The organism is Nonomuraea sp. NPDC052265 (genome assembly GCF_044547985.1).
Taxonomy (GTDB): Bacteria; Actinomycetota; Actinomycetes; order Streptosporangiales; family Streptosporangiaceae; genus Nonomuraea.
In genome coordinates, this window is record NZ_JBIUBJ010000023.1 from 23,280 (window position 1) to 46,106 (window position 22,827).

At 69.2% G+C, this 22,827-nt stretch carries 23 protein-coding genes and 1 pseudogene; 14 read left to right on the forward strand and 10 right to left on the reverse strand.

Going from position 1 to position 22,827, the window contains the following annotated elements; all coding sequences use genetic code 11:
• Window positions 1-11: 11 nt before the first annotated feature.
• The 4 genes from ACIHAD_RS40800 (at window position 12) to ACIHAD_RS40815 (ending at window position 3,834) form a co-directional block, all read left to right on the forward strand.
• A complete protein-coding gene (locus tag ACIHAD_RS40800; RefSeq protein WP_397360159.1) occupies window positions 12-869 on the forward strand; it encodes an amidohydrolase family protein in 858 nt (285 codons plus the stop codon).
• Window positions 870-894: 25 nt separating this feature from the next.
• Window positions 895-1,896 carry an acetylxylan esterase gene (locus tag ACIHAD_RS40805; RefSeq protein ID WP_397360160.1) on the forward strand — a complete coding sequence of 334 codons (1,002 nt, stop codon included), beginning with the start codon at window positions 895-897 and terminating at the stop codon, window positions 1,894-1,896.
• A 56-nt stretch (window positions 1,897-1,952) separates the two neighbouring features.
• Window positions 1,953-2,681: a GntR family transcriptional regulator gene (locus ACIHAD_RS40810; RefSeq protein ID WP_397360161.1), complete on the forward strand. Its 729-nt coding sequence runs from the start codon at window positions 1,953-1,955 to the stop codon at window positions 2,679-2,681.
• A gap of 595 nt (window positions 2,682-3,276) precedes the next feature.
• Window positions 3,277-3,834, forward strand: coding sequence for a carbohydrate binding domain-containing protein (locus ACIHAD_RS40815; protein WP_397360162.1), 558 nt, complete (start codon window positions 3,277-3,279; stop codon window positions 3,832-3,834).
• Window positions 3,835-4,138: 304 nt separating this feature from the next.
• Here ACIHAD_RS40815 and ACIHAD_RS40820 read toward each other — a convergent pair whose 3' ends face one another.
• The 3 genes and pseudogenes from ACIHAD_RS40820 to ACIHAD_RS40830 form a co-directional block, all read right to left on the reverse strand.
• Window positions 4,139-4,588, reverse strand: a complete 450-nt coding sequence (locus ACIHAD_RS40820) for a pentapeptide repeat-containing protein (protein WP_397360164.1) — start codon at window positions 4,586-4,588, stop codon at window positions 4,139-4,141.
• 229 nt (window positions 4,589-4,817) lie between these two features.
• On the reverse strand, window positions 4,818-5,195 hold the full coding sequence (locus ACIHAD_RS40825) for a hypothetical protein (RefSeq protein WP_397360165.1): 378 nt from the start codon (window positions 5,193-5,195) through the stop codon (window positions 4,818-4,820).
• A gap of 17 nt (window positions 5,196-5,212) precedes the next feature.
• A pseudogene (locus ACIHAD_RS40830) lies at window positions 5,213-5,910 on the reverse strand (transposase family protein).
• Window positions 5,911-6,315: 405 nt separating this feature from the next.
• Here ACIHAD_RS40830 and ACIHAD_RS40835 point away from each other — a divergent pair.
• The 3 genes from ACIHAD_RS40835 to ACIHAD_RS40845 are packed head-to-tail and all read left to right on the forward strand — an operon-like array spanning window position 6,316 to window position 8,113.
• Window positions 6,316-6,915 carry an RNA polymerase sigma factor gene (locus tag ACIHAD_RS40835; RefSeq protein WP_397360166.1) on the forward strand — a complete coding sequence of 200 codons (600 nt, stop codon included), beginning with the start codon at window positions 6,316-6,318 and terminating at the stop codon, window positions 6,913-6,915.
• Complete coding sequence (locus ACIHAD_RS40840) at window positions 6,908-7,867, forward strand: CU044_5270 family protein (protein WP_397360167.1); 960 nt, start codon at window positions 6,908-6,910, stop codon at window positions 7,865-7,867. Before ACIHAD_RS40835 ends, ACIHAD_RS40840 begins: the two co-directional genes overlap by 8 nt.
• A gap of 27 nt (window positions 7,868-7,894) precedes the next feature.
• Window positions 7,895-8,113 carry a hypothetical protein gene (locus tag ACIHAD_RS40845; RefSeq protein ID WP_397360168.1) on the forward strand — a complete coding sequence of 73 codons (219 nt, stop codon included), beginning with the start codon at window positions 7,895-7,897 and terminating at the stop codon, window positions 8,111-8,113.
• Here ACIHAD_RS40845 and ACIHAD_RS40850 read toward each other — a convergent pair.
• Window positions 8,100-8,996, reverse strand: coding sequence for a LysR family transcriptional regulator (locus ACIHAD_RS40850; protein WP_397360169.1), 897 nt, complete (start codon window positions 8,994-8,996; stop codon window positions 8,100-8,102). The two genes, ACIHAD_RS40845 and ACIHAD_RS40850, sit on opposite strands and share 14 nt — an antisense overlap.
• A gap of 96 nt (window positions 8,997-9,092) precedes the next feature.
• Here ACIHAD_RS40850 and ACIHAD_RS40855 point away from each other — a divergent pair, with 96 nt between their 5' ends.
• The 3 genes from ACIHAD_RS40855 (at window position 9,093) to ACIHAD_RS40865 (ending at window position 11,494) form a co-directional block, all read left to right on the forward strand.
• Complete coding sequence (locus ACIHAD_RS40855) at window positions 9,093-10,157, forward strand: nitrilase family protein (RefSeq protein WP_397360170.1); 1,065 nt, start codon at window positions 9,093-9,095, stop codon at window positions 10,155-10,157.
• Between the two features lie 375 nt (window positions 10,158-10,532).
• The gene (locus ACIHAD_RS40860; protein WP_397360250.1) at window positions 10,533-11,288 is read left to right on the forward strand and encodes an alpha/beta fold hydrolase; all 756 of its coding nucleotides are present in this window, start codon (window positions 10,533-10,535) and stop codon (window positions 11,286-11,288) included.
• Between the two features lie 14 nt (window positions 11,289-11,302).
• Window positions 11,303-11,494 carry a hypothetical protein gene (locus tag ACIHAD_RS40865; RefSeq protein ID WP_397360171.1) on the forward strand — a complete coding sequence of 64 codons (192 nt, stop codon included), beginning with the start codon at window positions 11,303-11,305 and terminating at the stop codon, window positions 11,492-11,494.
• Between the two features lie 224 nt (window positions 11,495-11,718).
• On the opposite strand, the gene ACIHAD_RS40870 is transcribed toward ACIHAD_RS40865, so the two are convergent.
• Together ACIHAD_RS40870 and ACIHAD_RS40875 are read right to left on the reverse strand one after the other, a co-directional pair.
• Window positions 11,719-12,420, reverse strand: coding sequence for a 2-phosphosulfolactate phosphatase (locus ACIHAD_RS40870; RefSeq protein ID WP_397360172.1), 702 nt, complete (start codon window positions 12,418-12,420; stop codon window positions 11,719-11,721).
• Between the two features lie 66 nt (window positions 12,421-12,486).
• Window positions 12,487-13,020, reverse strand: a complete 534-nt coding sequence (locus ACIHAD_RS40875) for an adenylyl-sulfate kinase (protein WP_397360173.1) — start codon at window positions 13,018-13,020, stop codon at window positions 12,487-12,489.
• 97 nt (window positions 13,021-13,117) lie between these two features.
• On the opposite strand from ACIHAD_RS40875, the gene ACIHAD_RS40880 reads away from it, so the two are divergent.
• The 3 genes from ACIHAD_RS40880 (at window position 13,118) to ACIHAD_RS40890 (ending at window position 17,305) form a co-directional block, all read left to right on the forward strand.
• Entirely contained in the window at window positions 13,118-13,321 is a 204-nt protein-coding gene (locus tag ACIHAD_RS40880) for a hypothetical protein (protein WP_397360174.1), read from the forward strand.
• A gap of 504 nt (window positions 13,322-13,825) precedes the next feature.
• Window positions 13,826-15,796, forward strand: coding sequence for a hypothetical protein (locus ACIHAD_RS40885; RefSeq protein WP_397360175.1), 1,971 nt, complete (start codon window positions 13,826-13,828; stop codon window positions 15,794-15,796).
• A 624-nt stretch (window positions 15,797-16,420) separates the two neighbouring features.
• Window positions 16,421-17,305: a LysR family transcriptional regulator gene (locus tag ACIHAD_RS40890; protein WP_397360176.1), complete on the forward strand. Its 885-nt coding sequence runs from the start codon at window positions 16,421-16,423 to the stop codon at window positions 17,303-17,305.
• A 2-nt stretch (window positions 17,306-17,307) separates the two neighbouring features.
• Here the strand turns inward: ACIHAD_RS40890 and ACIHAD_RS40895 are convergent, their stop codons facing one another.
• From ACIHAD_RS40895 to ACIHAD_RS40910, 4 genes are all read right to left on the reverse strand, one after another.
• The gene (locus tag ACIHAD_RS40895; RefSeq protein ID WP_397360177.1) at window positions 17,308-17,631 is read right to left on the reverse strand and encodes a hypothetical protein; all 324 of its coding nucleotides are present in this window, start codon (window positions 17,629-17,631) and stop codon (window positions 17,308-17,310) included.
• Window positions 17,632-17,913: 282 nt separating this feature from the next.
• Window positions 17,914-18,906 (reverse strand): hypothetical protein, encoded by a 993-nt coding sequence (locus tag ACIHAD_RS40900; RefSeq protein WP_397360178.1) that lies wholly within the window; start codon window positions 18,904-18,906, stop codon window positions 17,914-17,916.
• Between the two features lie 9 nt (window positions 18,907-18,915).
• Window positions 18,916-20,397, reverse strand: a complete 1,482-nt coding sequence (locus ACIHAD_RS40905) for an alpha/beta fold hydrolase (protein WP_397360179.1) — start codon at window positions 20,395-20,397, stop codon at window positions 18,916-18,918.
• A 661-nt stretch (window positions 20,398-21,058) separates the two neighbouring features.
• Window positions 21,059-21,982, reverse strand: coding sequence for an NADP-dependent oxidoreductase (locus ACIHAD_RS40910; RefSeq protein ID WP_397360251.1), 924 nt, complete (start codon window positions 21,980-21,982; stop codon window positions 21,059-21,061).
• A gap of 105 nt (window positions 21,983-22,087) precedes the next feature.
• On the opposite strand from ACIHAD_RS40910, the gene ACIHAD_RS40915 reads away from it, so the two are divergent.
• On the forward strand, window positions 22,088-22,663 hold the full coding sequence (locus ACIHAD_RS40915; protein ID WP_397360181.1) for a TetR/AcrR family transcriptional regulator: 576 nt from the start codon (window positions 22,088-22,090) through the stop codon (window positions 22,661-22,663).
• Window positions 22,664-22,827: the final 164 nt, after the last annotated feature.

Sequence of the window (22,827 nt, forward strand, 5' to 3'; positions counted from 1 at the left end):
ACGGAGCACAGGTGATCGACTGCCACGCCCACCTCTGGGACCTCGACGGCGGCTATCCGTGGATCACGCCGGAGTCACCCCACCACCGGCCGTTCACGGCCGGCGACCTGGCCGAGGCGGGCGACGGCCTCGGCCTGACCGGGACGATCCTGGTCGAGGCGTCCAGGGGCGACCGCGGCGAGACCTGGCGGCTGCGCGACCTGCGCCTGCGTCACCCCGACCTGATCGCCGGGCACGTCGGCAACCTCAACGTCCACGCCGGGGTCGAGCCGTCCCGGTTCCGGAACCTCATGGACGGGGCCCGCCCCAACGGGATGCGGCTCGGCGGCCCCTCATGGGAGGCCACGCCCGCCTCGGCCCGCGCGCTCGTCCCGGTGCTGGCCGAGCTCGGGGTGGCGCTCGAACTCAACCTGCACGCCGCCGCCGTCGGCGTCGCGGCCGAGGTCGCCGCGCGGCACCCCGCGCTGACCGTGATCGTCGACCACCTCGGCAACCCCCCGAACCTGCTGGCGGCCGATCCGGGCGAGTGGCGCGAGCACGTACGGCGGGCGGCCCGCACCCCGAACGTGATCATGAAGATCTCCGGCCTGCTCACCCAGCAGCACGGCGCGCCACCGGGACGGGTGGCCGGACTGGTCACCCACGTGATCGAGGCGTTCGGTCCCGACCGGTGCGTCGTCGGGTCCGACTGGCCGATCTGCCTGCCCCGCGGGTCCCGCGCCGAGTCGTTGCGGCTCGCGACGCTCGGGCTCGCCGGGCTGACGGCCGGGGAGCGCGTACGGGTGCTGCGCACCACCGCCGAACGCGCGTACCGCCTGGCACCCCCGGTTGACAACGATCCGGCGCCCCTGCTTCGATGCGACAGTTGATCGATAAGCGATGATTGGTTAATCGATGGCCCATTTCGACCTCCCCCAGGACCAGCTCGAACGGTACCTGCCGACCCTGCCGGAACCGGCGGACTTCGACGCGTTCTGGGCGAAGACGCTCGCCGGGAACAGCGGCATCGACCTCGCCATGACGGCCGAGCCGGTGCCGAACGGGCTGGCGACGATCGACACCTTCGACGTCACGTTCGCGGGCTACGGCGGCCACCCCGTCAAGGGATGGTTGCACCTGCCGGTGACCAGGACCGGCCCCCTTCCCGCCGTCGTGGAGTACCTCGGCTACGGCAGCGGCCGCGGCGTGGCCCACGAGAAGCGGCTCTGGGCGTGCGCCGGCTACGCGCACTTCGTCATGGACACCCGCGGCCAGGGCGCGGAGACGCCCGACCCCGATCCCGCGACCGGCGACGTCGCGGCCCCCGGTTTCCTGACCCGCGGCGTGCTCGACCCCGAGCGGTACTACTACCGCCGCCTGTACACCGACGCCGTTCGGGCCGTCGCGGCGGTGCGCACACATCCGGAGGTGGACGCGTCCAGGATCGCGGTGACCGGGACCAGCCAGGGCGGCGGGATCGCCCTGGCCGTGGCCGGGCTCGTCCCGGACCTGGTGGCCGTCATGCCGGACGTGCCTTTCCTGTGCCACTTCGGGCGGGCGACGACGTTCACCGACCAGCCGCCGTACGTGGAGTTCACCCGGTTCGTGAAGCTGCACCGGGAACACGCCGAGACGGCGATGCGCACCCTGTCGTACTTCGACGGCGCGACGCTCGCCCGCCGGGCCGACGCGCCGACGCTCTTCTCCGTCGGCCTCATGGACCGCATCTGCCCGCCCTCGACGGTGTACGCGGCCTTCAACCACTACGGCGCGCTCCACGACCTGCCCCCGGCGCGCAAGCGGATCAGCGTCTACCCGTTCAACGACCACGAGGGCGGCGGCCCGGCGCATGAGGCCGTCAAGCTCGCCTGGCTGGCGGACCGGCTGGCAGAGCAATCGATACCTGCTAAGCGATGATCGCGTATCATGACAGCGGGGACCGGGGACGCGCGAGATCGCATGATGGGGACTTCATGGCATCGACACGGCAAGCCAACAGTGACTTCGCCTCCAGACTGGCCACGAGCAAAGACTCGGTCCGTCCCACCTTGATCTCCGATCGGGTGTACGAGCTGCTCCGTCAGGCCATCGTCGAGGGTGACCTCGCGCCGAACGAGCGCGTGGTGGAGTCGGAGATCGCACGCCGTCTGGGCGTGAGTCAAGCGCCAGTTCGCGAAGCCGTCAAGCAGCTGGCCCGCGAGGGGCTGCTCGTGCACGTGCCACGCCGCGGCAACTTCGTGGTCGAGATCTCCACCGAGCACGCCGAGTACGCCCGCCAGGTGCGCGAGCCGCTCGAACGCCTCGCCGCCCAGCTCGCCGCCGGGCACGTCACCGACGACCAGCTCCGCGAGCTGGAGGACCTCGTCGAGCAGATGCACCAGGCCGTGGCGATGAACGACGTCGGCAAGTTTCGCGACATCGACATCGCCTTCCACACCCAGGTCAGCCAGATCGCGGGAAACCCGTTCCTGACCCGGATGTGGGAGGTCCTCGAACCGAGCCTGCGCGCGCTGCGCGCCATCGCCGACCCGCTCTTCGACGGCGACTGGCACGCGATGGCCGACGAGCACGGCCGCCTGGTCTCGCTGCTGCGCGACGGCGATCCCGCCAAGGCGGCCGAGGCGTTCGCCGACCATTCCGCGGGCCGCTCCCCCGTCCCCGACCGCCGCACCCGCAAGAAGGGCAAGCCCTCCCCTCGCTGAGCCCGGCGCGCCGACGGCGGGCTCCCGCAGGTGCGGGACCGGAACGGCAAGGCCGCCCGCCTGACCCGCGTCACCGGCACGTCGAGCAGGTCCTGTCCCCCTCCGTCGCCGGCCGCCTGATGGCCAGGTACGCAGATTCTCCCGGAGCGATCCCGCGAAGAAGTGCGCAGGTGACGGTGACCGCAGCCGACGCCACGCGATCTGTAGCCGCTCGCCCCTCGGGGGCCCACTTGGTGCCTCCAAGAGGAAAACACACCTCAGCGCCTCAAGAGGTCACCAGCCTCGCCCTGCGAAGAGCCGGCGTACGGCCGGCCGTAGCCTGCGTCCGCACGCCCACGGCCGACCCCGTCATCCTGGGACGTGTCCTCACACGATCACGGTCGTGCCGGAAGGCGCAAGGTGAAGGTGGTGCGGACGCCCGGGGTGCTGGTGGCCGTGGCGGTGCCGCCGTGCGCCTCGGCCAGGTCGCGGCACGGCGCACCCGGAGTGGTCCCCGTACCTGGGAGAGAAGATCGAGAAGTCGATCGTCCACGAGTCGAACAACTCCTGGCACGACAACACCTACACGGGACCGTGGCAGTTCAGGATCTACGACATGGGCAGACGCGTCACGGCCGCAGAGTGGGTCGGCCCCCAGTACGGCCAGGACGCCGGCAGCACGTTCGACGGCAAGACGCCCGAGACGCCGCCGATCACCGAGCAGAACTTCGAGGACATCTCGACGGCGCCCTACTCCGCGTGGTACGGATCCAGCGTGGCGCACCAGACCGGCGACGCGCACGACGGCACGGGCTCGCTGCAGCTGACCAGCACCGAGGGGTCCGGCAGCGCGGTGGCGCTCGACAAGTACCCCGGATACAGCGGTGTGATCGCCGGTAAGAGCTACCGCGTGTCACTGTGGTACCGGGAGGCCGTGGCCACCATGCCTAGTGTCACCTGGAACGTGCGCTGGCGCGACGAGGACGGCGCGGTGCTGCGTACCGACCCCGTCTCCCTGGCCCAGAAGACGGCCTGGACCGAGGCGGCCGGCACGTTCACCGCGCCGACGGGCGCGACCCGCGTTGACTGGACCTTCGTCTGGAGCGCCCCCACCGGGTCCGCGTTCCGGATCGATGACGTGGCGATGCGTGCCGCGGAAACGCGGAAGGCCTGAAGGACACGGAGACCCCTCTGATGGCGGCCCCGTGCCGGAAGGGTGCGTGAAGCACCCGGTCTGAGGCCCCCACAAGTGGTCATAGCAGGTCAAGGGCCCGGTTCTCGACTTCGCTTCGGGAGCCGGGCCCTTGACGTTCGGGAAGAGGGCATCGGCCGCCACCCGGGCGCCGTCCGGCACCCGGGTGGCCAGGGCCGCGATGGCGGTGCAGGGTCCCGGCGGCGGCGCTGGCGTGGCCCCCGTACGCTTTCGGGCGTTGCGGGCCCCTGCTTGCGGCCGTGATTCTTGGTCATCGCGCTGCCGCTCAGTGCGCTACGACCCCGGAAAAGGGCTTGCCCACCTGGATTCGTGGGCCTCTGAATGACAAGCAGAGGCCCTCATCGAGATCAATACTCTTCACTCCAGAGCCATCAAGCCGGGCAGCACCTGCGAAGATTGCGTAGCAAAAACGGGGACCACCATGGAACGTCGCCTCAGCAAAAGTAGCAATGCCAGCAAAACCAGCCTCATAGAGCAGAGCATCACCACCGAGAGTCGCCCCAGCGAACAGTGCCCTTTCCGTGAATACGGCCTCGCGAAATTGGACGTCACCGGCAAAGGTAGCCCGGTCGAACCGCGGAAGATCCGGGAAGGTCGCGTCGCCGAACGTGGCGTCCTCGCCCAAAACCACTCCGCCAAACGATACAGAATCCCTGAAGATCGCCCCTTTGAGAACCGCCCGGCTCATCCGAAATGAGCCGAAGTCGAAATCCATGAGAACAGCACCTGTCAAGTCCAATCGAATGTCTGGCCAGAATACCTCAGACGACGAATGGCGCCACAGCAACCAGAAACGACGCCGCCCAGACGACCTAAATCTTAGATGTGTGGCCAAAATGCGCTGGGCGGTAAGCCTGCCCTGCAACTCTTCTTTCGACCTACTGTCCTCGATACTGAGGCTCTCCCTCCTGATGGTGCAGGTGATCAGGCGCGCGCCGGGGTGGTCAAACCCATCGCTGCAGCTCCCCGATCGCGGCTACCGTGTGCCCGCCACCACCTTTGCATCTCCATAGCGCCGCCCCACCCGTCTGTTCCGGATACAGCCCGAAGGAGTGTGCCGGGCAGGTCGGCCAGGCCTTCCAATCCTGCTCGGCGATCACTGCCTGGGCGAGATCAGCGATCAGCGCGAGGGTGGCAACCGGTTCATGCTCTTCGCCGGCATGCAGTCCGTGGCTGGAGTATCGCCCCTTGTACTCGACGCGCAGGTATCCGTGGTCGTCCCACTCCGGGGTGTCGAAGCCGAGCCGTCCGGCGATACCGGTCGCGTCCATGTCGCGCTGTACGGCGAGCACCGCGTCGTCCAGCACCTTGTTGGTGGTCATGTCTTTATTCTGGCGCTTCATCGCACTTCGCGGACCTGAAGCACAAGGATCGCTTTGACAAGCTGACCTACCAGAAGAGGGCAGCAGCGGAGTTTGCGCAGAATACGCCAGGTCTCCAATTGCGCATTGGCCCGTTCGCCTGGTCCGCGGAGCTTGGCGTGGGCGGCGTTGGCGGCCTTCTGTGAGGCGAACTGTTGCGGCCCTTGTACGACACGCGCACGTGCTCACCAGCTCCGACATACCCCCTATCGGCCAGAGTGAACAGGTCGGCGGCCTTCAGACGGCGCAGGATGCCGCAGATCCGGGCGGCTTTGAGGTCGTGGACGGAGCCGGGCAGGAATACCGGAAGTCCACAAGGGTGCGCCGTCGGGTGTGGCCAGGGCCTGGATGTTCATGCCGTGCCTCTTGTGCCTGCCGGAGTAGTGGGGCCGGTCGGCGACCACCCGGTCGATCGCGACGAGGGTGCCGTCCAGCACCAGATGGGGTTTGGCCTCGCGGATGTAGCGCCAGGCAGTCGCGATGCCGACACCGAAGCCCGCCGCGGCCTCCGCCGGCGTCTCGCCTTGAGCAGGTGGACGAGGACGAGCAGAGCCTGCCGGCCGGTGTTGAGGCGGCGCCATGGCGAGCCGATCACCTTACGATGCCGGCGCAGGGTGCCGGACGGGCAGGGCAGTGTCCGAGGTGACGACGGCAGCGCGGCACGGTAGAAGAGCAACTCCGAGCCCCTGGATAGAGGTCGATCTTGGTCGACAACCCCTGTATCAGGGGCTCCTCTACCTGTCGATCAGGTTCTCCTGCACGGCATACCCTCGACCTGCGGTTTCAGGTTGGAACACCCAGCCTTCTCCCGAAGGTAAATCGTGGTCCGTGATTCACGGGCCAGGCATGCCGCCACTACGCCACTCTCGTCTGCACAGGTCAGCAATGGTTCGTCACCATACGCAGCCAAGATCTATTGGCGTACGTCTCCGGTCCATCGCCAGAACCGAACTCGTCCTTGGCGCCTTGCTTTCCCGCTTTCGGCATCTCGCGATCTTCCTGTCGTTCTCATGCAGGCGAGAACTCAGACGGGAGCTTCGGGTGAAAGAGGGGTGACAACATCGAGGAACGGAGCACAGGCTTGACAGCTGATGTGAGCCTGGAGGACGCGGAGCTCATCCAGCGGTCCAGGCGCGATCCCGCCGCCTTCGCGGCCTTGTTCGACCGGCACGCACCCGCCTTGCACCGCTATGTGACGCGGCGGCTGGGCGACTCGCTGGCCGACGACGTCGTGGCGGAGACCTTCCTGACCGCCTTCAGACGCCGCGCCCGTTACGACCTCAGTTACCTCGACGCCCGTCCGTGGCTGTACGGCATCGCGGCCAACCTGATCGGCAAGCACCGTCGTACAGAACAGCGGTTCTACTTCGCCTTGGCAAGGACCGGCGTCGACGAGGTGGCGGAGAGCTATGCCGATCGGGTCGAGGCCCGGGTGTCGGCCTCGGCGGCGCAGGGCGATCTCGCGGGGGCGCTCGCGGTGCTGTCGCCGGAAGACCGCGAGGTCCTTTTGATGATCGCCTGGGCGGATCTGAGCTATGAGGAAGTGGCGCGCGCCCTTGGCGTCCCCATCGGCACGATCCGCTCGCGGCTGCATCGCGCCAGGAAGAAGACGCGCGCGGCACTGGGCGGCGTTGATCCGTCCGCCATCGTTGTGGATGAGGAGGAGGCAAGCCGTGGATGACCTGAAGATCCTCGCCGAGATGCGGGCGAACGCACCGTTGCCGGACGCCGATCGGCTACGCAGGCTCCGCCGCAGGGCCACACGGCGCGGCCGGAGGTTCGCGATCATGCCATCCCTGCTGGTCGCAGGCGTGGCGGCGGTCATGATCGTGGTGGTCGCCGTCTCGGTGCTTCAGCGGCCGCCGGAGGTGCGACCCCTACCCAACGTAGGGGCGATCCTGCTCAACTCGGAGACGGTGCTGGAGCGGGCGGCCAAGACGGTTGAGGAGCGGGCGACCGCGCCGGAACCCCGGCCCGATCAGTGGCAGTACACCAAGATCCTCAATGTCCAGCCTGCGGACGGCCGGACCCAGACGCTGGAGAGCTGGCTGCGCTACGACGGCAAGCAGAGCGCCGGACGGGATCCAGAGGGGAACTTCCGGGCGCAGGATAATCCACCCGATCCGGGGGATGACGACCTGTCGCCCCAGCAATACCGGGAAAAGCTACTCAAGCTCCCCACCGATCCAGACAAGCTGCTCGCCCATGTCGCAGGCGACCGGCACTGGATCGACTATCCCAAGGAGGAGGGGGTGTCCAAGAAGGTCGAGGATCCGGACTCGCGCGCCTACCGCATCCTCTCGCTGTATCTGACGCAGGAGGCGGTCATGCCGCCCAAGCTCGAGGCGGCCATCTTCCGCGCGCTGGCGAAGATTCCGAGGGTGAAGATCGAACAGAACGTCAGGGACGCGACCGGGCGAGCGGGGCTGGGCCTGTTCCGGTCCACCATCGGCGAGGAAGACAGCCGCCGCTACCTCATCCTCGATCCGCGCACCTATCAGGTCATGGCCGATCAGTCGGTCTGGCTGCGCGATGAGATGATCAACGGAGAGGTGGCATACCGGAAGGGTGCGGTCTTCGCCGATGTGTGGCTCGCGGCCGGCATCGTCGACAAGCCCGGAGAGGTCCCCTGACGTCTCGTGCTCCTGCCAACCACTTCTGTGCAGGACGCGACGCACGGCTTGTCGGGACGGGCCCGGTTCGCCTTCATCGAACGACCGAACGTGCTGGTGCTGTGCCATCGCCTCGGTAGCGCAGGCTGGGGACTGCAGCCGTGGCAGGCCATTCCTCAAGACGACGTCGACGCCTATCCGCCCGGCCTGCCCGCCGACGGGCGCAGCGCTGCTCCTGTCCCGGGCGACCGGCTCAGGAGCCGCTGACTTCCGGATGACCGTGTTCTCGTACGAGGTCGAGGAAACCGGTCGTCAACGGGCGAAGCCGCTCGTCCTTCCACACCACGGCAATCTGCCATTCGGCCGCCGGATGGCGAATCGGCGTGATCGTGACCGAGGACGGCGCGATGCGGTGGGCGCTGGCCGGCACGAATGCGACTCCTACGCCGGCCGCCACCAGCGCGAGGACGGTCTGCAGGTCCTGCGCCTCCTGGACAATGGCAGGCCGGACCGTGACGGCGGCGCACAGGCGGTTGATCTGCCGTGCCAGTCCAGGCCCTCTCTCCTGCACCAACTGGAGGAAGTCGTGGCGGGCCACCCATCTGGCGAGATCTCCGACGTCGTGCGGAGGTTGGTCGTCATGGTCGGCACAGGCGAGGGCGAGGCGGTCGCCGGCCAGCGGCAGTCGTCCCCATCCGCCGTCGAGGGGCAGGCGGACGAAACCGACGTCGAGGTCGCCCGCGTTGATCCGGTCAAGCTGGGCCTGTGACGACATGTCATCCAAAGTGACGTGCGCGTCGGGATGGCGCCGCCGGAAAGCGGCGACGATCCGAGGGGCCAGGTCGATGCTCGACAGCCCGAAGCCGACCGCCAGCTTCCCGATCTCGCCGGCGGCCGTTCTCGCCATCCGCCGGGTGAGCGCGTCCGCCTGCCGCAGGAGAGCCTGCGCGTCCGGGAGCAGGACAGTGCCCAGATCGGTCAGTACGGCGCCGTGACGGCCGCGATCGAACAGCCGGCCTCCCACCTGCGCTTCCAACGACTGGATCTGTTTCGTGAGCGTCGGCTGGGTGACACTGAGCGTTCGCGCGGCGCGGCCGTAGTGACCGTGCTCGGCGACCGTGAGGAAGGCGCGAAGCAGAACCAGATCCATTCCGGAACTCTATCGAACAGCGAAAAAGATTCATTGGACGAATGAGATGCGCATGCGGTCTCCTGGTGAACCACCCCAAGGATCCGGAGGTTCGCGATGGCACGGAACGATGAAGCGGCCGAGACCCCCACGCCGACATTGCGGTGCGCGACCGTGCAGTTCGAGCATCGGCCCGATGACAAGACGTACAACCTGGCCCAAATCGAGCACTACGTGCGCGTGGCGAGCGCGGATGGCGTGCAGGTCATCGCCTTCCCGGAAATGTGCCTGCTGGGGTACTGGCATCTGCGCCGCCATGCCCCTGAGCGGCTGCGAGAACTCGCGGAGCCGGTGGCCGGTCCGTCCGTCACCGCCGTCCGCGCACTGGCGGCCGAGCACGGCATCGCGGTGGGAGTCGGCTTCCTGGAGATCGACACGGAAGGGCGGCTGTTCAACAGCTATGCCCTCTGCCTCCCGGACGGACGCGTCCATCGTCATCGCAAGCTGCACGCCTTCGAGCACCCGGCGATCAGCAGCGGCGACGCCTACACCGTCTTCGACACCCCCTGGGGCGTCCGCATGGGCATCCTCATCTGCTGGGACAACAACCTGGTCGAGAACGTCCGCGCCACCGCGCTGATGGGCGCCTCGATACTGGTGGCGCCCCACCAGACCGGCGGCACCGCCTCGCGAAGCCCTCACGGGATGCGCCCGATCCCCGTGGAGCTCTGGCGGAACCGGCACGGCGACCCGAAGGCGATCGAAGCCGAGCTGCGCGGCCCCAGCGGACGCCAGTGGCTGATGCGCTGGTTGCCCGCCCGGGCTCATGACAACGGGCTGTTCGTCCTGTTCAGCAACGGCATCGGCGAAGACGACGGCGAGATCCGCACCGGCAACGCGATGATCATCGACCCCTACGGCCGCATCCTCGGCGAAACCTGGGCGGCCGATGACGACATGGTGACCGCCGACCTCGACCTCACCTTGCTGCCACTCTCGACCGGCCGCCGATGGCTCCAGGGACGACGCCCGGAACTCTACGGCATCCTCACCCACCGGTTCGGAGACGAACGTGAGCCTCGCGCTGCCCGGTTCGCCACTGACCCCGTGCCACTCCTGCGCACCCCCGGCAGCGGGGCCGGTAGTTGTGGCGTGGGCGCCGAAGCGCCGGCAGGGGGCTGAGCCTTCTGCTGTGCTCTTCGGGGGCGAGCAGCGCTTCCGCGGCCGGAGACCATGGCGCGTGCACGACGAAACGGGACGGGGCGAGCGTGGGAGCGCTTCGTAGACCAGCCGGCTCTTGCCCACGCCCCGCCGGCGGGCCGATGATCGCCGGCGCGCCAGCCGCGGGATCGCCCCGGGCGGCGATCGAGAACTCATACGACACGGTCGGCCCGTCATCCGGCCCTCGACGGGCGCGCAGCTTACCTGAGACGTAATTGTCGCTCTTACCTCTGACTGAAAACTCAGAACATCGCACGACATGAGGAGTCATGAGATGTTCTTCGAGACCACGGACGGCCCCGCCTCGCCTACGAGGACTACGGCCAGGGCAAGCCCATCGTTTTCGTCGCCAGCGTGATGCTCTCCGCGGACATGTGGGAGTACCAGATCCCGTACTTCGTGGAGCGCGGCTACCGTTGCGTCGCCCTCGACCGGCGGGCCCACGGCCGTTCGGACCGTCCCTCGACGGGCTACGACCTGGACACCGGCGCCGACGACCTGGCCGAGCTGATCGAGCTGCTCGACCTGCGTGACATCACCCTGGTCGGTCACTCGATGGGCGGCGCCGAGGTCGCCCGGTACCTGGCCCGCCACGGCGACGAGCGCATCGCGCGGGTCGCGTTCGTCTCGGCGATGCTGCCGTTCCTGCTGCAGACCGACGACAACCCCGAGGGCGTGCCGGGCGCCATCCTGGAGGCCTCGATGGCCGCCCTGGACGCCGACCATCCCAAGTGGCTGGCCCAGCGGGCGCAGGCGTTCTTCGCCACTCACCTGGGCAACGAGATCTCCCCCGCACAGGTCGACTTCACGCTGCGGCAGTGCCTTGAGGTCTCGCCGTGGGCGATCCGCCGGTACCAGCGGGTCGCGATGACCTTCGACCACCGGGCCTCGCTGGCCGAGATCGCCGTGCCCGCGCTGGTCGTGCACGGGGCCGCCGACGCCTCCGTGCCGGTGGCCGTGACCGGGCGGCGTACCGCCAAGCTGGTTCCCGGGGCGACCTACCTGGAGTACCCGACCGGCGGGCACGGCCTGTTCGTCACCCACCGTGACCGGTTCAACGACGACCTGCACACCTTCATCAAGTCCACCTGACGACGATCCTGGTCATGACCACCACGGATCACTTCGCGAGCGATCCGCGCACCAACCGCGAGCGGAGGCTGGTCGACGTGGTCATGGGTTGGAGCCTCCATCCACGCGTGGTCTCCGTGGTCGGCGTTGGGGTTCGGCCGACGTCGGGCCTCGGGGATGGTGCTCAACGCGATCTCGGTGTGCACCCGCAGGCGAGCTTTTCGTAGCCGTTGCCGGGCAGCCCCACCGGGGCTTCTTCTCTACGCTCTACATCGGAGGGTCGCCCAGGTCGTCGCCACTGACCAGTTCGCATGTGACGCCATAGGCGGTGGCGCGTGTGCCCCCCGAGTCGCAGCCTGCCTGGCGCTCCCCTACGCCGAGCCCGTCACCCGCATCGCCGCGAACGGCGGAGGGTCCTGGACCTGCTTCCTCCAGCGACCACACCCAGTGATCAGACTGCGTCCTCGTCAATCAGCGAAGGCATCGCGCGTGGACGCAGGACCATGAGCGAGCCTTCCAAGGTCGCCACCATGGCAAAGGGGAACCGGTCGACCTCAAGACAGAGCGCGACGTCATCGGGATGGACTCCTTGACGTACCCCCTGCTCCAGTTCGGCGGCGGCGCGCGACGCGGCAGCGCGGCGGAGGAACTCAGCCGCATCCGTCCCGGTCTCGGTGGCCCTCCGGGCGATGTATTGAGCACACGCCAGATCTTCATCGGCCTGCCCGTCTTCGCCGGTGACCACGAACGTGACACCGTCACTCTCGCGTGTCCGCAAGAGCTGAGCCGTTGCCTCCGCCACCACGAAACTGGCGCACAGCACCAGCGGCGCCTCCTTGACCGCAAGGGCGCCGACCGTCCCTGCCGTGGTCTTCTGCACAACGGTCCGTCCGCCCAGGTCGAGAGAGCGCAGCAGGCCCGGTGAGTTGACGGTGTCGAACCCGGGCGCGGGCGGACCGTCTTTGAGCGCCACCCAATCCGCGTGACGAGCCTTGAGCGCGAGGGCTTCGTCCAGCGACTCAGCAAGAACGATCTCTTCCGCCCCCCGGGCGAAGGCCCAAGCGGCCACGGTGAAAGCACGCATGACGTCGACCACGACCGCCACGGGCGGGACTTCGACCAGATCAGCAATACCAAGGAATCGAGCGTCCATTTCGGACATGATCACATATACCCGACTGCCAGTCTCACCCCCGTACCAGTCAGCACTCCCCTACCCTCACCTCCAGCCGACGGCCTTCAGCACGGCCTCGGCCACCTCGGGCACAGAACCCTCGGCGGCTTCGACGACGACGTCTTCGAGCTGAGCCTCTTGCAGAATCCGGTCAAGCTCGCCGGACCTGTTCAGATGCCACCGGAGAGTTTCCTCCTCATCCCGGTGACGCCGAGCCAGTCGCTGACGGACGACAGGGAGTTCCACCCGAAGCCGACACACTGTCAGCTCGATCCCGACCGCCTCCGCGTACCGCCGGCGCTCCTCTCGGGTCTCGGCGACGCCGGCCATGACGAGTCGGACGGCCCCGGCCTCCAGATAGTTTCCAGCGACGCTGCGCAGATTTCGCAGAGCCATCTCGAAGTTGAAACGGTCACCGGGCGCGGGTGGCCAGGATCGGCGAAGGGCGTCCAGGTCGATGACGGCGTGGGCGACCCCGGCATCGGCGAGCAGGTCGCCCACCATGTCCGCGACCGAGGTCTTGCCCGCTCCCACCGTGCCGATGATCAAAAGGGCGCGAGACGGTTCACCAGTAGACATGCGGATCATCCTGGCAAAACCTCCACACGCCCTCCGCACTGGGCCGTGCGATGAGCTTGTCTCGCCCACCCGACCTGCTGCCTCCACGGTCGATGTGGTGGCGGGCTCTGCCTGCGGCGCTGCTGGTCGGCGCAGCAGTCTGGGGCGTCAGCGCCTGGCCACCGCGCACACCACACACGACGCTGCCGAACGCCGGGTCACCGAGCTCTACGCCAAGGCCGCCGAGCAGTTCCGCAACGCCCGCGCGCTGGAACGCCTCGCCCGGGACACCCGGCGCTGCGGCGGACGACCGCGGACGTGATCTGCTCCTACCTTCACAGACCGTGCGCGACACGAAGTCGCACCAGTCGAGCGAGTTGCACGGTTGGAGGTTCGGCTATGCCGGATTCGGGCGGCCGGCCCCGAAGGGGTGCTGACCTGGGCAGGTGAGCCTTTGAAGGTCAAGGTCAGGCAGACCGCTCGAACCGAGGGACAAGTTGCACACCCAGCAGGTGAACGGTCCTGAGGACGTACCGGAAGGGGACGCCATCGACCGGCGGACTCACGAAGGGACCGTACGGCGGCTGCGACGGAGGATCTTCAAGGCGACGCTTGGGCGCGGTCGGAGCTCTTCACGAGCGCCCCCGCACCCGGCTGCCCCAGGGCGCCGGGATGGTGCTGTCGCCCGAATTGGTCACCCTCTACCCTCAGCGTGGGGTGCACGCGGTGAGTCCCGTGTCGGACGCCCGCCCTTGACGTGTCCTCGCGCGTTTGATTACGGTCTGGACCATAACTACGCAGCATTGAACATTCTGGAGGTGCGGCCGTGCCGCGAACCTGTCTCGCGCTGCTCATGGTCCTGGCCGCTTTATCGATACCGACCGCCGCGCAGGCGACGGCCGCACCGCGCTGCGGCACCCCGGCCGTGACCACGTACGGCCCGGCCTCCGTCACCGGCGCGATCGTCGGCGCCGCCGTCCACGAGGGCCACGCCTATGTGGTCTCCCGCGGGCCGAAGCCTCCGGTCGTGGCCGAGATCGACCTGGCCACCCGAAAGGTGACGCGTACCGCGACGCTGCCGGACGGCCCCGAGGCGGGCGAGCCTGAAGGCGGCTGGGCCACCGCCGTCGCCGGCGGCAAGCTGTACATCGGCACCTACCCCGTACCCGACCTGTACAGCTACGACCTGGCCACGGGCCAGGTGGCGCACCTGTACTCCTTCGGCGCGAACGGCGGCTTCGTCTGGAGCATGGCCGCCGCGCCGGACGGCGCCCTCTACCTCGGCACCTCCTCCGACGGCCGGCTCTGGGAGTACGTCCCCTCGACCGGCGCGGTCCGCAGGTACGGCGTGCTGGTCCAGGGCGAGCACTACGTCAGGGCGGTCGCCGTCGACGAGACCACGGCCTACGCCGGCCTGCTGGAGAAGGCCAAGCTGATGGCCGTCGACCGGGTCAGTGGCGCGGTCAGGGAGCTGGCCCAGGGTCCCGCGGCCGTCGGCACGGTCTCGCTCTACGGCGACCGGGTGCTGGCGGCCAGCGGGAGCACGCTGATCGACGTGCGCAAGGACGGCACGGACCGGCGGCAGTTCGAGGCCGGGGTCGGCATCATCGACGCGTTCGAGGTGGCCCCCGACGGGACGGTCTACCTCACCTCGCGCCCCGACGGCGCCGTCTACAGCTACCGCACCGGGCAGGACGCGGTGACCAAGGTCGCCGACCCGCCTTCGCCCGGCGAGGAGACCCGGGCGCTGAAGGTGGACGGGCAGCGGCTCATCGGCTTCGCCGGCAGCGGCGGCATGTGGTGGCTGGACCTGCCGAGCGGCACCTCCGAGTTCGTCGACCTCATCGACGCGGGATTCCCGGCGGGCGCCGAGCGGACCCAGAGCATGCTGCTGGTGCCGAACCGGGCCCTGTACATCGGCGGCCACTTCGCCGTGGAGGTGCGTGACCTGCGGACCGGGAAGGAACGCAGGATCCGCGTGGTGGGTGAGCCGAAGGCCATGGTGCGGCGGGGCGGCGAGATCTACGCCGCGCTGTATCCGAGCGGCCAGATCATCTCCATCGACGTGCGCACCGACGAGGTCCGCAGCCTCGGCTACATCGGGCACGACCAGTCGCGGCCGTGGGACATCGAGCACGACCCCGTCACCGACACCATCCTGGTGGCCTCCGCGCCCACCGGCGCGAAGTTGCAGGGCGCCCTGACGGTGCTCGACCCCGGCACGGGGAAGATGGACGTCTACCCGAACGTCATCCCCGACCAGAGCCTGATGAGCCTGAGCGTCGATGCCAGGCGCGGCATCGTCTACCTCGGCGGCGATGTGCTCGGCGGCGGCGGCAAGCCGCCGACCAGGACGACGGCCTCGATCGCCGCCTTCGACCTGAAGCAGCGCAAGGTGGTGTGGCAGCTCGACCCGCTGCCGAACCACCGCACCTTCCAGGACCTCAAGGTCCACGACGGGCTGCTGTACGCGGTCTACAAGCGGGTGCTGGGCGCCTGGATCGCCCTGGACCCCGCCACCGGCGTCATCAAGCACCAGGGCCTGCTGTCGGGACACGGCGAGTTGCAGGTCCACAAGGGCCGGGTGTTCACCTCCACCTACTTCGGCGGCGGCAACGCCTATGAGTTGGGATCGGAGGCCAAGCTGCTCGCGACCGGGCTGGGCGACGAATGGCACACCAATCCGCAGTTGCAGTTCGAGCCCGGCTCGTACGACGCCTGGACGATCGTCGGCCGGGATCTGGCGAAGGTGCGGCTCGACCCGCGCTGCCCGCCCGTGACGATTCCGGAGCCATAATTACGGTCTGTACTGAAATCGATCGACACACTTCGCCCGACCCCGGCGCCGCAGTCGCCCGGTGGGAGATCGCGCTGCCGGCCCGCGACCTCCCGGTCCGGCCATACCGGCCCGCTCCCGCCTGGCTCGACCCGACGGTCGCCCTCCCTTTGATGCTCCACGTGCATGGGGGGAGCTTCGCGGGGACGGCGGTGCGGTGCGACCGGGCGCACGCTTGGTGATCGATAAGCGCAGCTTGAGGGTCGTAAGCCCTGATCGGTGCCCTTGAAGGGTGCCTGGCATGAGTGATCGCTCATGGCGGGGGCGTGGTTCGACATTGGCGCTCATGACTGGGCCGTCGCATAGTGAGGGCCATGGACCGATCCCTGCGCGTCGCGGTCATCGGCGACCGCGACCCGGCGTTTCCTCCGCACCTGGCCACCGACGACGCGCTGCGCCACGCCGCCGCGCACCTCGGCATCGGGGTGGACGTCCGCTGGCTCGCCACCGAACCGCTCGAGTCCGACCTGGCGTGCTGGAGATCCCCGGGCATCCGTACTACGTGGCCACGCTGTTCGTGCCGCAGGCCCGCTCGCGTCCCGAGGCGCCACACCCCTTGGTGGTCGGCCTGCTGCGTGCGGCGCCATGACGTTCACCCAGCTCAGGATCCTGCAGGTGGTCGCGCGGACCGGCAACATGACCAGGGCCGCGGAGGAACTGGCCACCACCCAGTCCGCCGTCAGTCACGCGTTGCGCGCGCTGGAGAGCGAACTCGGGGTGGCGCTGCTGGTACGAGGCAGCCAGGGGGTGCGCCTGACAGCGGCGGGGAGGGCCGTGTGCCGCCGCGCGACGCTCATCCTCACCCAGGCGGAGGCGCTGGAACAGGAGGTGGCCGCGATCCGCGGGCAGGAGCGTGGCAGCCTGCGCGTCGGCGTCATCCCCAGCGCCAACGCCCGGCTGCTGCCGTCCATCCTGCGCCGGTTCGCCGATGCGCATCCGCGGGTGCGGCTCACGGTGTTGGCGGGCTCGGACAACGAGGTCCTGGAGTGGCTGGAGACCGGGGCAGCGGACATCGCCACCGTGTCGGCCGCGGTCGACGGGGTCTCGCTTCCCGCCGGGTCGGTGGCGCGGCCACTCGCCGCCGACCGCATGTTGGCCGTCCTGCCCAGCGGCCACGAGCTGAGCGTCCGCCATTCGTTGCCGGTGGCCGAGTTGGCGCGGCGCCCCTTCATCATGTCCACGGGCGGGTGCGAGCCGCTGATCACGGCGATCGCGCGGGCGGCGGGTGCGAGCCTGAAGTGTCACTACCGGGTGCGTGAAATCGGCAGCATCCTCGCCATGGTCGCCGAAGGGCTCGGGCTGAGCATCGTCCCCGAACTGTCGTTGCCCGCCCACCACACCGGCGTGCACGCGATCCCGCTGGAGCCCGCCACCGAGCGGACCATCTTCCTCGCCTTGCCCGCGGACCCGCTCCCCGCAGCCACCGCCTTCGCCGAACTGGCCACCGCGCACCACGCGGCGTCCCCGTGAACTCAGCTCCACAGCGCCGCCACCAGCGGTCTGCGCAGGTCGGCGCGGCGTACACACGGCCCGACGGCGAGCGGCACAGGGGCGGGATCGGCCGGGCCCCGGCGAGCGCTCTGGGACGCGGTCGCGCGCCTCGGCGGAGAACATCGCAAAGCCTCGCAACATCGGACCGTGCGGCGCGCCTCGGCGGCCACCCAGTAGGAGACCTCCCCGCTCTGGCCGTCATGCAGCAGCGTGATGTTGCCCAGCCGCTGCCCGGTGACGGAGTCGCAGATGAGGAAGCCCTCCTGGTCGCCGGACTCTCGCAACCGGGCGATCGCTGCCGGCACCTGCGAGGCGTCCAGCGTCGGCGAGTCTGTCGTGAACCGCTGGATCAGTGGGTCGCGCGTGCTCTCGGCGTACGAACCCTGCCAGACCGGCTCCCTCTGCGTCCGGCGCAGCAGGGCAACGGCGCCTGATGGGGAAGTACTGGCGGAGCAGGACGTTGAGCGGTCACCAGGCGACGACCGGCGGCGGTCCCACGTCCGTGAGCCCGCCCGTGTCGAGCGGCACGGACGTGGCCGAGCCGTCGGCCAGGTCGATCCTTTAGGCCCGCCGATCGTGGGTGTAGATCAGGTAGCGGTCGGTCCCGTCGAGGCTGAACCGCAGGTCGAGCGGGGCGTAGGGGGCAGCGTGGGCCGCGCGAGCACCTGCGGCTTGCCGCCGTCCACGGGGACGCGCTCGACGTCGTTGCCCTTGGAGTACAGCAGCGAGCGGCCGTTGGGCGTGAAAGCCGCCGTCGCCGCAATCGCCACACCGGAGAGCGGCCTGACCACCCGCGAGGCGCTGATCAGGTCGGACGGGGCCGCCTCCAGGTCCAGCAGGGCGATCCCGCGCCCCATCGCCGCCAGGGCGAGCCGCCGCCCGTCGGGCGCCCAGGCCGGCCCCGTGACCATGAAGGGCGTACGGGTGAGCCAGTCGCGGCGCCGGCCGGTGGCGAAGTCGAGGACGGCGACCTTGGTGCCGCCGCCCACCGGCATGCAGACGTAGGCGAGCTTGGTGCCGTCCTGGCTCAGCGCGATCGCCGACACATGGTCAGGCTCGGGCTCGGTGTCGGGCAGGAGCTCCGGCGTGCCCGGCTTGCCGTTCTCCTCCAGCCGGACGCGGTAGAACCGGAACGGCGGGCCCGCCCCGGTCCAGCCGGCCAACGCGAACGTGCGGTTGTCCGGCGCGGCGGCCACGAGCTGCCAGGACGACGGCACACCCGGCGGCAACGGCACCTCGGCCACGACCGCGCCGGTCGCGGCGTCGTCCACGGTGGCCCGTACGGGCGTGAAGGTCAAGCTCTTGGTCCCCGGCACCTCCTCGGCGACGGGCGCGCGGGCGGCCACGAAGAACCGCGGCGCGCCCGTGGCGGTCAGGGGCGCGCCGGTCGCCACGGGCTCGGCCAGCGACGTCGCGAGCACCGGCGGCGGCAACGCCGCCGGTGCCGAGGACCCCGGCAGCGGCGCCGGAGGGGTGACACCCGATACCAGCGGGGCCGGCGCCTCGTGCTCCAGGGACACCCGCTCCGTGGCCGGACCGGAGCAGGCGCCCGCCAGCGCGAGCACGGCCAGGCCCACCAAGAGCGTTGATCATTCGGTGCGGCAGACTGTGTGCGGTTCCGGGAGGGTCAGGTCGGTCAGGTACCTGGTGGCGTGCCGGATCGGGCACTTCTTGCCTGACAGGTACATGACGTGACCGGGCCCGTCGTAGGCGACGGTCACCGAGCCCGGGATCATGCTGGTGAAGCTTTTGGTCGACGTGTAATCGAACCACGTGGTGCCGACCCCCAGGAAGGGAGGCAGACCGCGCGTGGGCAGCATGCGGGACGGATTGGCCACCGGCAGCGGCCAGCCTGCGCAGCCGAGCGCGTCGATGGCCGCTCCCGCGTACTCAGGTGCGATCTTCCGAGCTCTCCGGCGGAAGTCCTCAAGCTGGGCATAGCTGGTGTATCCGCGGTCATCCCCGCAGCTCATCACCTGTGCCCCGGGCGTTGCCGCGTACCGCGCGTTGAAGAGCGCCTGATCGGCGAACCCCGACCCGTCCCCCCTCCGCGCTTTGTCCACCGCGTCCGCGAAAGCGAGCCAGTTGGCGTTCCGCGGCCCCGGATCGAGGGGCAGAGTGGACGTCAACAGCCATCCGGTCAGCTTCCCCTTGCCATACTGCGACGAGGTAACCGGAATCGGATGGCGATCGGCGTCGCGGAGGAGCCTGCGCCACACCACCTCGGTGTCCTCGCTGTGCAGCGCGCAGGCGGAAGTCCCCGCGCACCACTCGGCGAATCTGGTGAGCATCCGCCGCAGGACGGGCAGAACCAGCAGCCGCTGTGCGGGCCAGCCCTCAGTCTGGTTGTTCACTCCATCGAGGTACATGGCCCGGATGCGCTGCGGGAACAGCCGGGCGTACGCGGCGGCAGCCACCCCGCCGACGCCGCTGGCCATGAAGCTCGCCCGCTCTTCGCCCAGAGCCTTGCGGATCGCCTCGGTGTCCCTGGCGACCGACAGGGCGTCCAGGTGCGCGAACAGCCCCGTCGTGTCCGCCTCCTGACACTCCTTGAACGCGTCGTTCATCGCCGCGGCCAGCGCCGCGAACTCCTTCGCGTTGCGCGGATCGTGCAGGGACACCCCCGGCTGCGTGCATGCCTGGGGCATGTGTGCGATCCACGTGGTGGTACGCGTGTTGTAGCCGACCAGATCGAACCTGCGCCGCAGCTCGGTGAGATCCGCCGCGGAACGGGTCAGGTCCTGGATCCCGTAACCGCTGGAGATGCCCAGGACGCTGCCGAGCCGGCGTGGCGGCTCAGTGGCCGGCAGCCGGGCCAGCTCCAGCGTGATCTTCCGTTCCTGCGGCTTCGCCCAGTCCGCGGGGACATCGATCGCAGCGCACTGCATGCCCGCGGGCACGCCCTCGCTCTCGCAGTCCCGCCATATCAGCGGTCCGTCAACCCGGGCAGCCGACGCCGCCGGGGCCACCCCGATCAGCATCACCGCGGCTACGGCGATGACCAGCCACCTGCTCCTACTGCGTTCGCCGCCGTGGCGCTCGCCAGGGTTCCGTGCGCGTATCGTGATCATGGTCCCAGCGTGCCGTCGCGGGCGTCCGGTTTCTTCCTGCCTTGAGACGGTTCCCGCAGAGGTGATCTAGGACCCCGGTCCTACCCTTCAGGGTGGACCATCGTTATCTTGGGGTTCTTGGCCTCTTCTCGCAGGTGAGAAATTCTCTTCGCCCAGGCGGATGTCGTGGCCGACGCCGGCCAGTGCCGGCACCACAGCGTAGAACAGGCCATCCTCAGGGAACATCGGTGCAGCTGTTGGCGCCCAGATCATGATCCGATGGGAGTGAGGGCGCTGACGCGGCTCTCGTACTCGCGACGGGCCCTTCGCCTGGCCGGACCCCCGGGCCACCCGGCCACCGTCGAGCGCGGCCGCTCGGCGGGTTCCAGTTCGGCAGGTTCCAGTTCGGCGGTGCGGAGGAAGTCGGCGACCTTGCCCGGCGATGTCGAGGGTGACCGGCAGCTCCGGGGACGGGCTGTCGTCGTCGGCCGCGCCTCGCTCCAGCACCTCCCCTTCGGCGTCACTCAGCTGCGACGGATATGCCGGTTCCCGGTCACGACGTCCGCATCCCGGTGAGGCGCAACGGCGGGCGTTCACGACCGCGGGTGTGCAGACGGACGACCACGGGCTCCTGGCCGCTGAGCCGCTTCGGATACTGATCGTCGCGGGAACCATGAAGGTGTCAGTCAGGAACGAGCACGAGCTTGCCGCGGACGTGGCCGGCTTCGCTGGCGCGGTGGGCGGCCGCGGAGTCGGCGAGGCGGTAGGAAGTGAGCGGGACCGTGATCGCGCCGGCGGCTGCAAGCCCCGCGACCTCGGCGAGGATCTCCGGCATGTCGCCGGGCTCCTCCGCGATGAACCGAGCGCCGAGCTGCCCGGCCGAGAAGTCGGCGAGCGTTACGACGCGATCGGGGTCGCCGGTCAGGCTGATCAGTTCGGGCAGCGAGCCGTGGCCGGCGGTGTCCAGGGCGGCATCGACGCCTCCGGGAGCCATCGCGGCGATGCGCTCGCCGAGGTCGGTGCCGTAGCGGACCGGTATGGCTCCGAGCGACCGCAGGTAGGTGTGGTTGGTTTCACTGGCCGTCCCGATCACGGTGGCGCCCCGCCGCCTGGCCAGTTGCACCGCGAGCGTTCCGACCCCGCCTGACGCGCCGTCGATGACCAGCGTCTCACCGGGGGTGAGGTTGAGCAGGTCGAGCGCGTGGTGAGCGGTTGTCGCGGCGACGGGTAGTGCGGCCGCAAGCTCCCAGGCGAGCCCCGTCGGCTTGGCGGCGATCCGGTCCACCTGGGCAAGCGCTTTCTCGCCGTAGCTTCCCGCGAGCGCTTTGCCCAGCACCTCGTCGCCGACGGCGAATCCCTGTGCGTCCTCGCCGACGGCCTCGATGACGCCGGCCACGTCGATGCCGGGCACGTGTGGCAGTTCGACGGGCATCACGTCGGCCAGCGCGCCGGAGCGGATCTTCCAATCGATCGGGTTCACGGCGGCGGCGCGGACGCCGATGCGTACTTGCCCGCATCCTGGCTCCGGCACGGCGAGATCGAGGAGGTCGAGGACTTCCGCATCCCCATATCGGGAGAACACAACTGCTTGATAGCTATCTGGCATCGGAGTCTTTCGGGATCGAGGCTTGCTTCGAACTAACGAACCGACGGTTTGTTTCGACTTCAGTAGCATACGAACCGCCGGTTCGATTTTCAAACGGAGACGATCATGCTGCCGACCAAGAAGGCTCGCGCGGACGCGACGAGAAACCGCGCGGCGATCCTCGCCGCGGCCACGTCCCTGTTCGCGCGGGAAGACATCTCGACCGTCTCGGTGCAGGACATCGCGCAGGCCGCCGGTGTCAGCAAGGCGGCGATCTTCCGGCACTTCCGCGACCGCTCGGGCCTCATCCAGGAGATCCTCGAGCCCCGCGCCGCGCAACTACGCGAAGCGGTTGAGAGCGGTCCCCCACCTCTCGGGCCAGGGGCGCCGCCGGCCGAAGCGCTGGAATCCTACGTCGAGGCGCTGCTCGACTTCGTATGGCGGAACCGTGCCCTCATCCGGGCCTTCGAGTACCTCGGACCAGACGCCTACTACGCCAACGACGCCAGCCGCTTCTGGCTCGCGGAGCTGACCCGCCGACTCGCCGCGACCGCCCCCGACATCGACGCCGAGTACCTGGCCTACGCCGTGTTCACGGCACTACGCGCCGACGTCATCGACCATCTCCTGACCGTTCCGGGGATGACCCGCGAGCGCATCAGGGCAGGCATCCACAACCTGGCGACGAGCCACCCGGCATGACTGTCTGCCACGCACCGAGCGTGTGCGCGAATCTCTCCCGAAGGGGTGGGGACGCATCGGAACGTAACGTCAGCCGAGGCGACCGCCTCACGTGTCTTGTTCCGACGCTGGTCGACGTAGGACGTGGTGTCAGTGGAGACGACCAGCCGGTGGTGTTCGCGTCG

Coding starts and splice junctions, on each gene's coding strand:
- ACIHAD_RS40805 (WP_397360160.1), top strand. CDS start 895: ATGGCCCATTTCGACCTCCCCCAGGACCAGCTCGAACGGTACCTGCCG.
- ACIHAD_RS40810 (WP_397360161.1), top strand. CDS start 1,953: ATGGCATCGACACGGCAAGCCAACAGTGACTTCGCCTCCAGACTGGCC.
- ACIHAD_RS40815 (WP_397360162.1), top strand. CDS start 3,277: ATGGGCAGACGCGTCACGGCCGCAGAGTGGGTCGGCCCCCAGTACGGC.
- ACIHAD_RS40820 (WP_397360164.1), bottom strand. CDS start 4,588: ATGGATTTCGACTTCGGCTCATTTCGGATGAGCCGGGCGGTTCTCAAA.
- ACIHAD_RS40825 (WP_397360165.1), bottom strand. CDS start 5,195: ATGACCACCAACAAGGTGCTGGACGACGCGGTGCTCGCCGTACAGCGC.
- ACIHAD_RS40850 (WP_397360169.1), bottom strand. CDS start 8,996: ATGGATCTGGTTCTGCTTCGCGCCTTCCTCACGGTCGCCGAGCACGGT.
- ACIHAD_RS40855 (WP_397360170.1), top strand. CDS start 9,093: ATGGCACGGAACGATGAAGCGGCCGAGACCCCCACGCCGACATTGCGG.
- ACIHAD_RS40865 (WP_397360171.1), top strand. CDS start 11,303: ATGACCACCACGGATCACTTCGCGAGCGATCCGCGCACCAACCGCGAG.
- ACIHAD_RS40870 (WP_397360172.1), bottom strand. CDS start 12,420: ATGGACGCTCGATTCCTTGGTATTGCTGATCTGGTCGAAGTCCCGCCC.
- ACIHAD_RS40875 (WP_397360173.1), bottom strand. CDS start 13,020: ATGTCTACTGGTGAACCGTCTCGCGCCCTTTTGATCATCGGCACGGTG.
- ACIHAD_RS40890 (WP_397360176.1), top strand. CDS start 16,421: ATGACGTTCACCCAGCTCAGGATCCTGCAGGTGGTCGCGCGGACCGGC.
- ACIHAD_RS40905 (WP_397360179.1), bottom strand. CDS start 20,397: ATGATCACGATACGCGCACGGAACCCTGGCGAGCGCCACGGCGGCGAA.
- ACIHAD_RS40910 (WP_397360251.1), bottom strand. CDS start 21,982: ATGCCAGATAGCTATCAAGCAGTTGTGTTCTCCCGATATGGGGATGCG.
- ACIHAD_RS40915 (WP_397360181.1), top strand. CDS start 22,088: ATGCTGCCGACCAAGAAGGCTCGCGCGGACGCGACGAGAAACCGCGCG.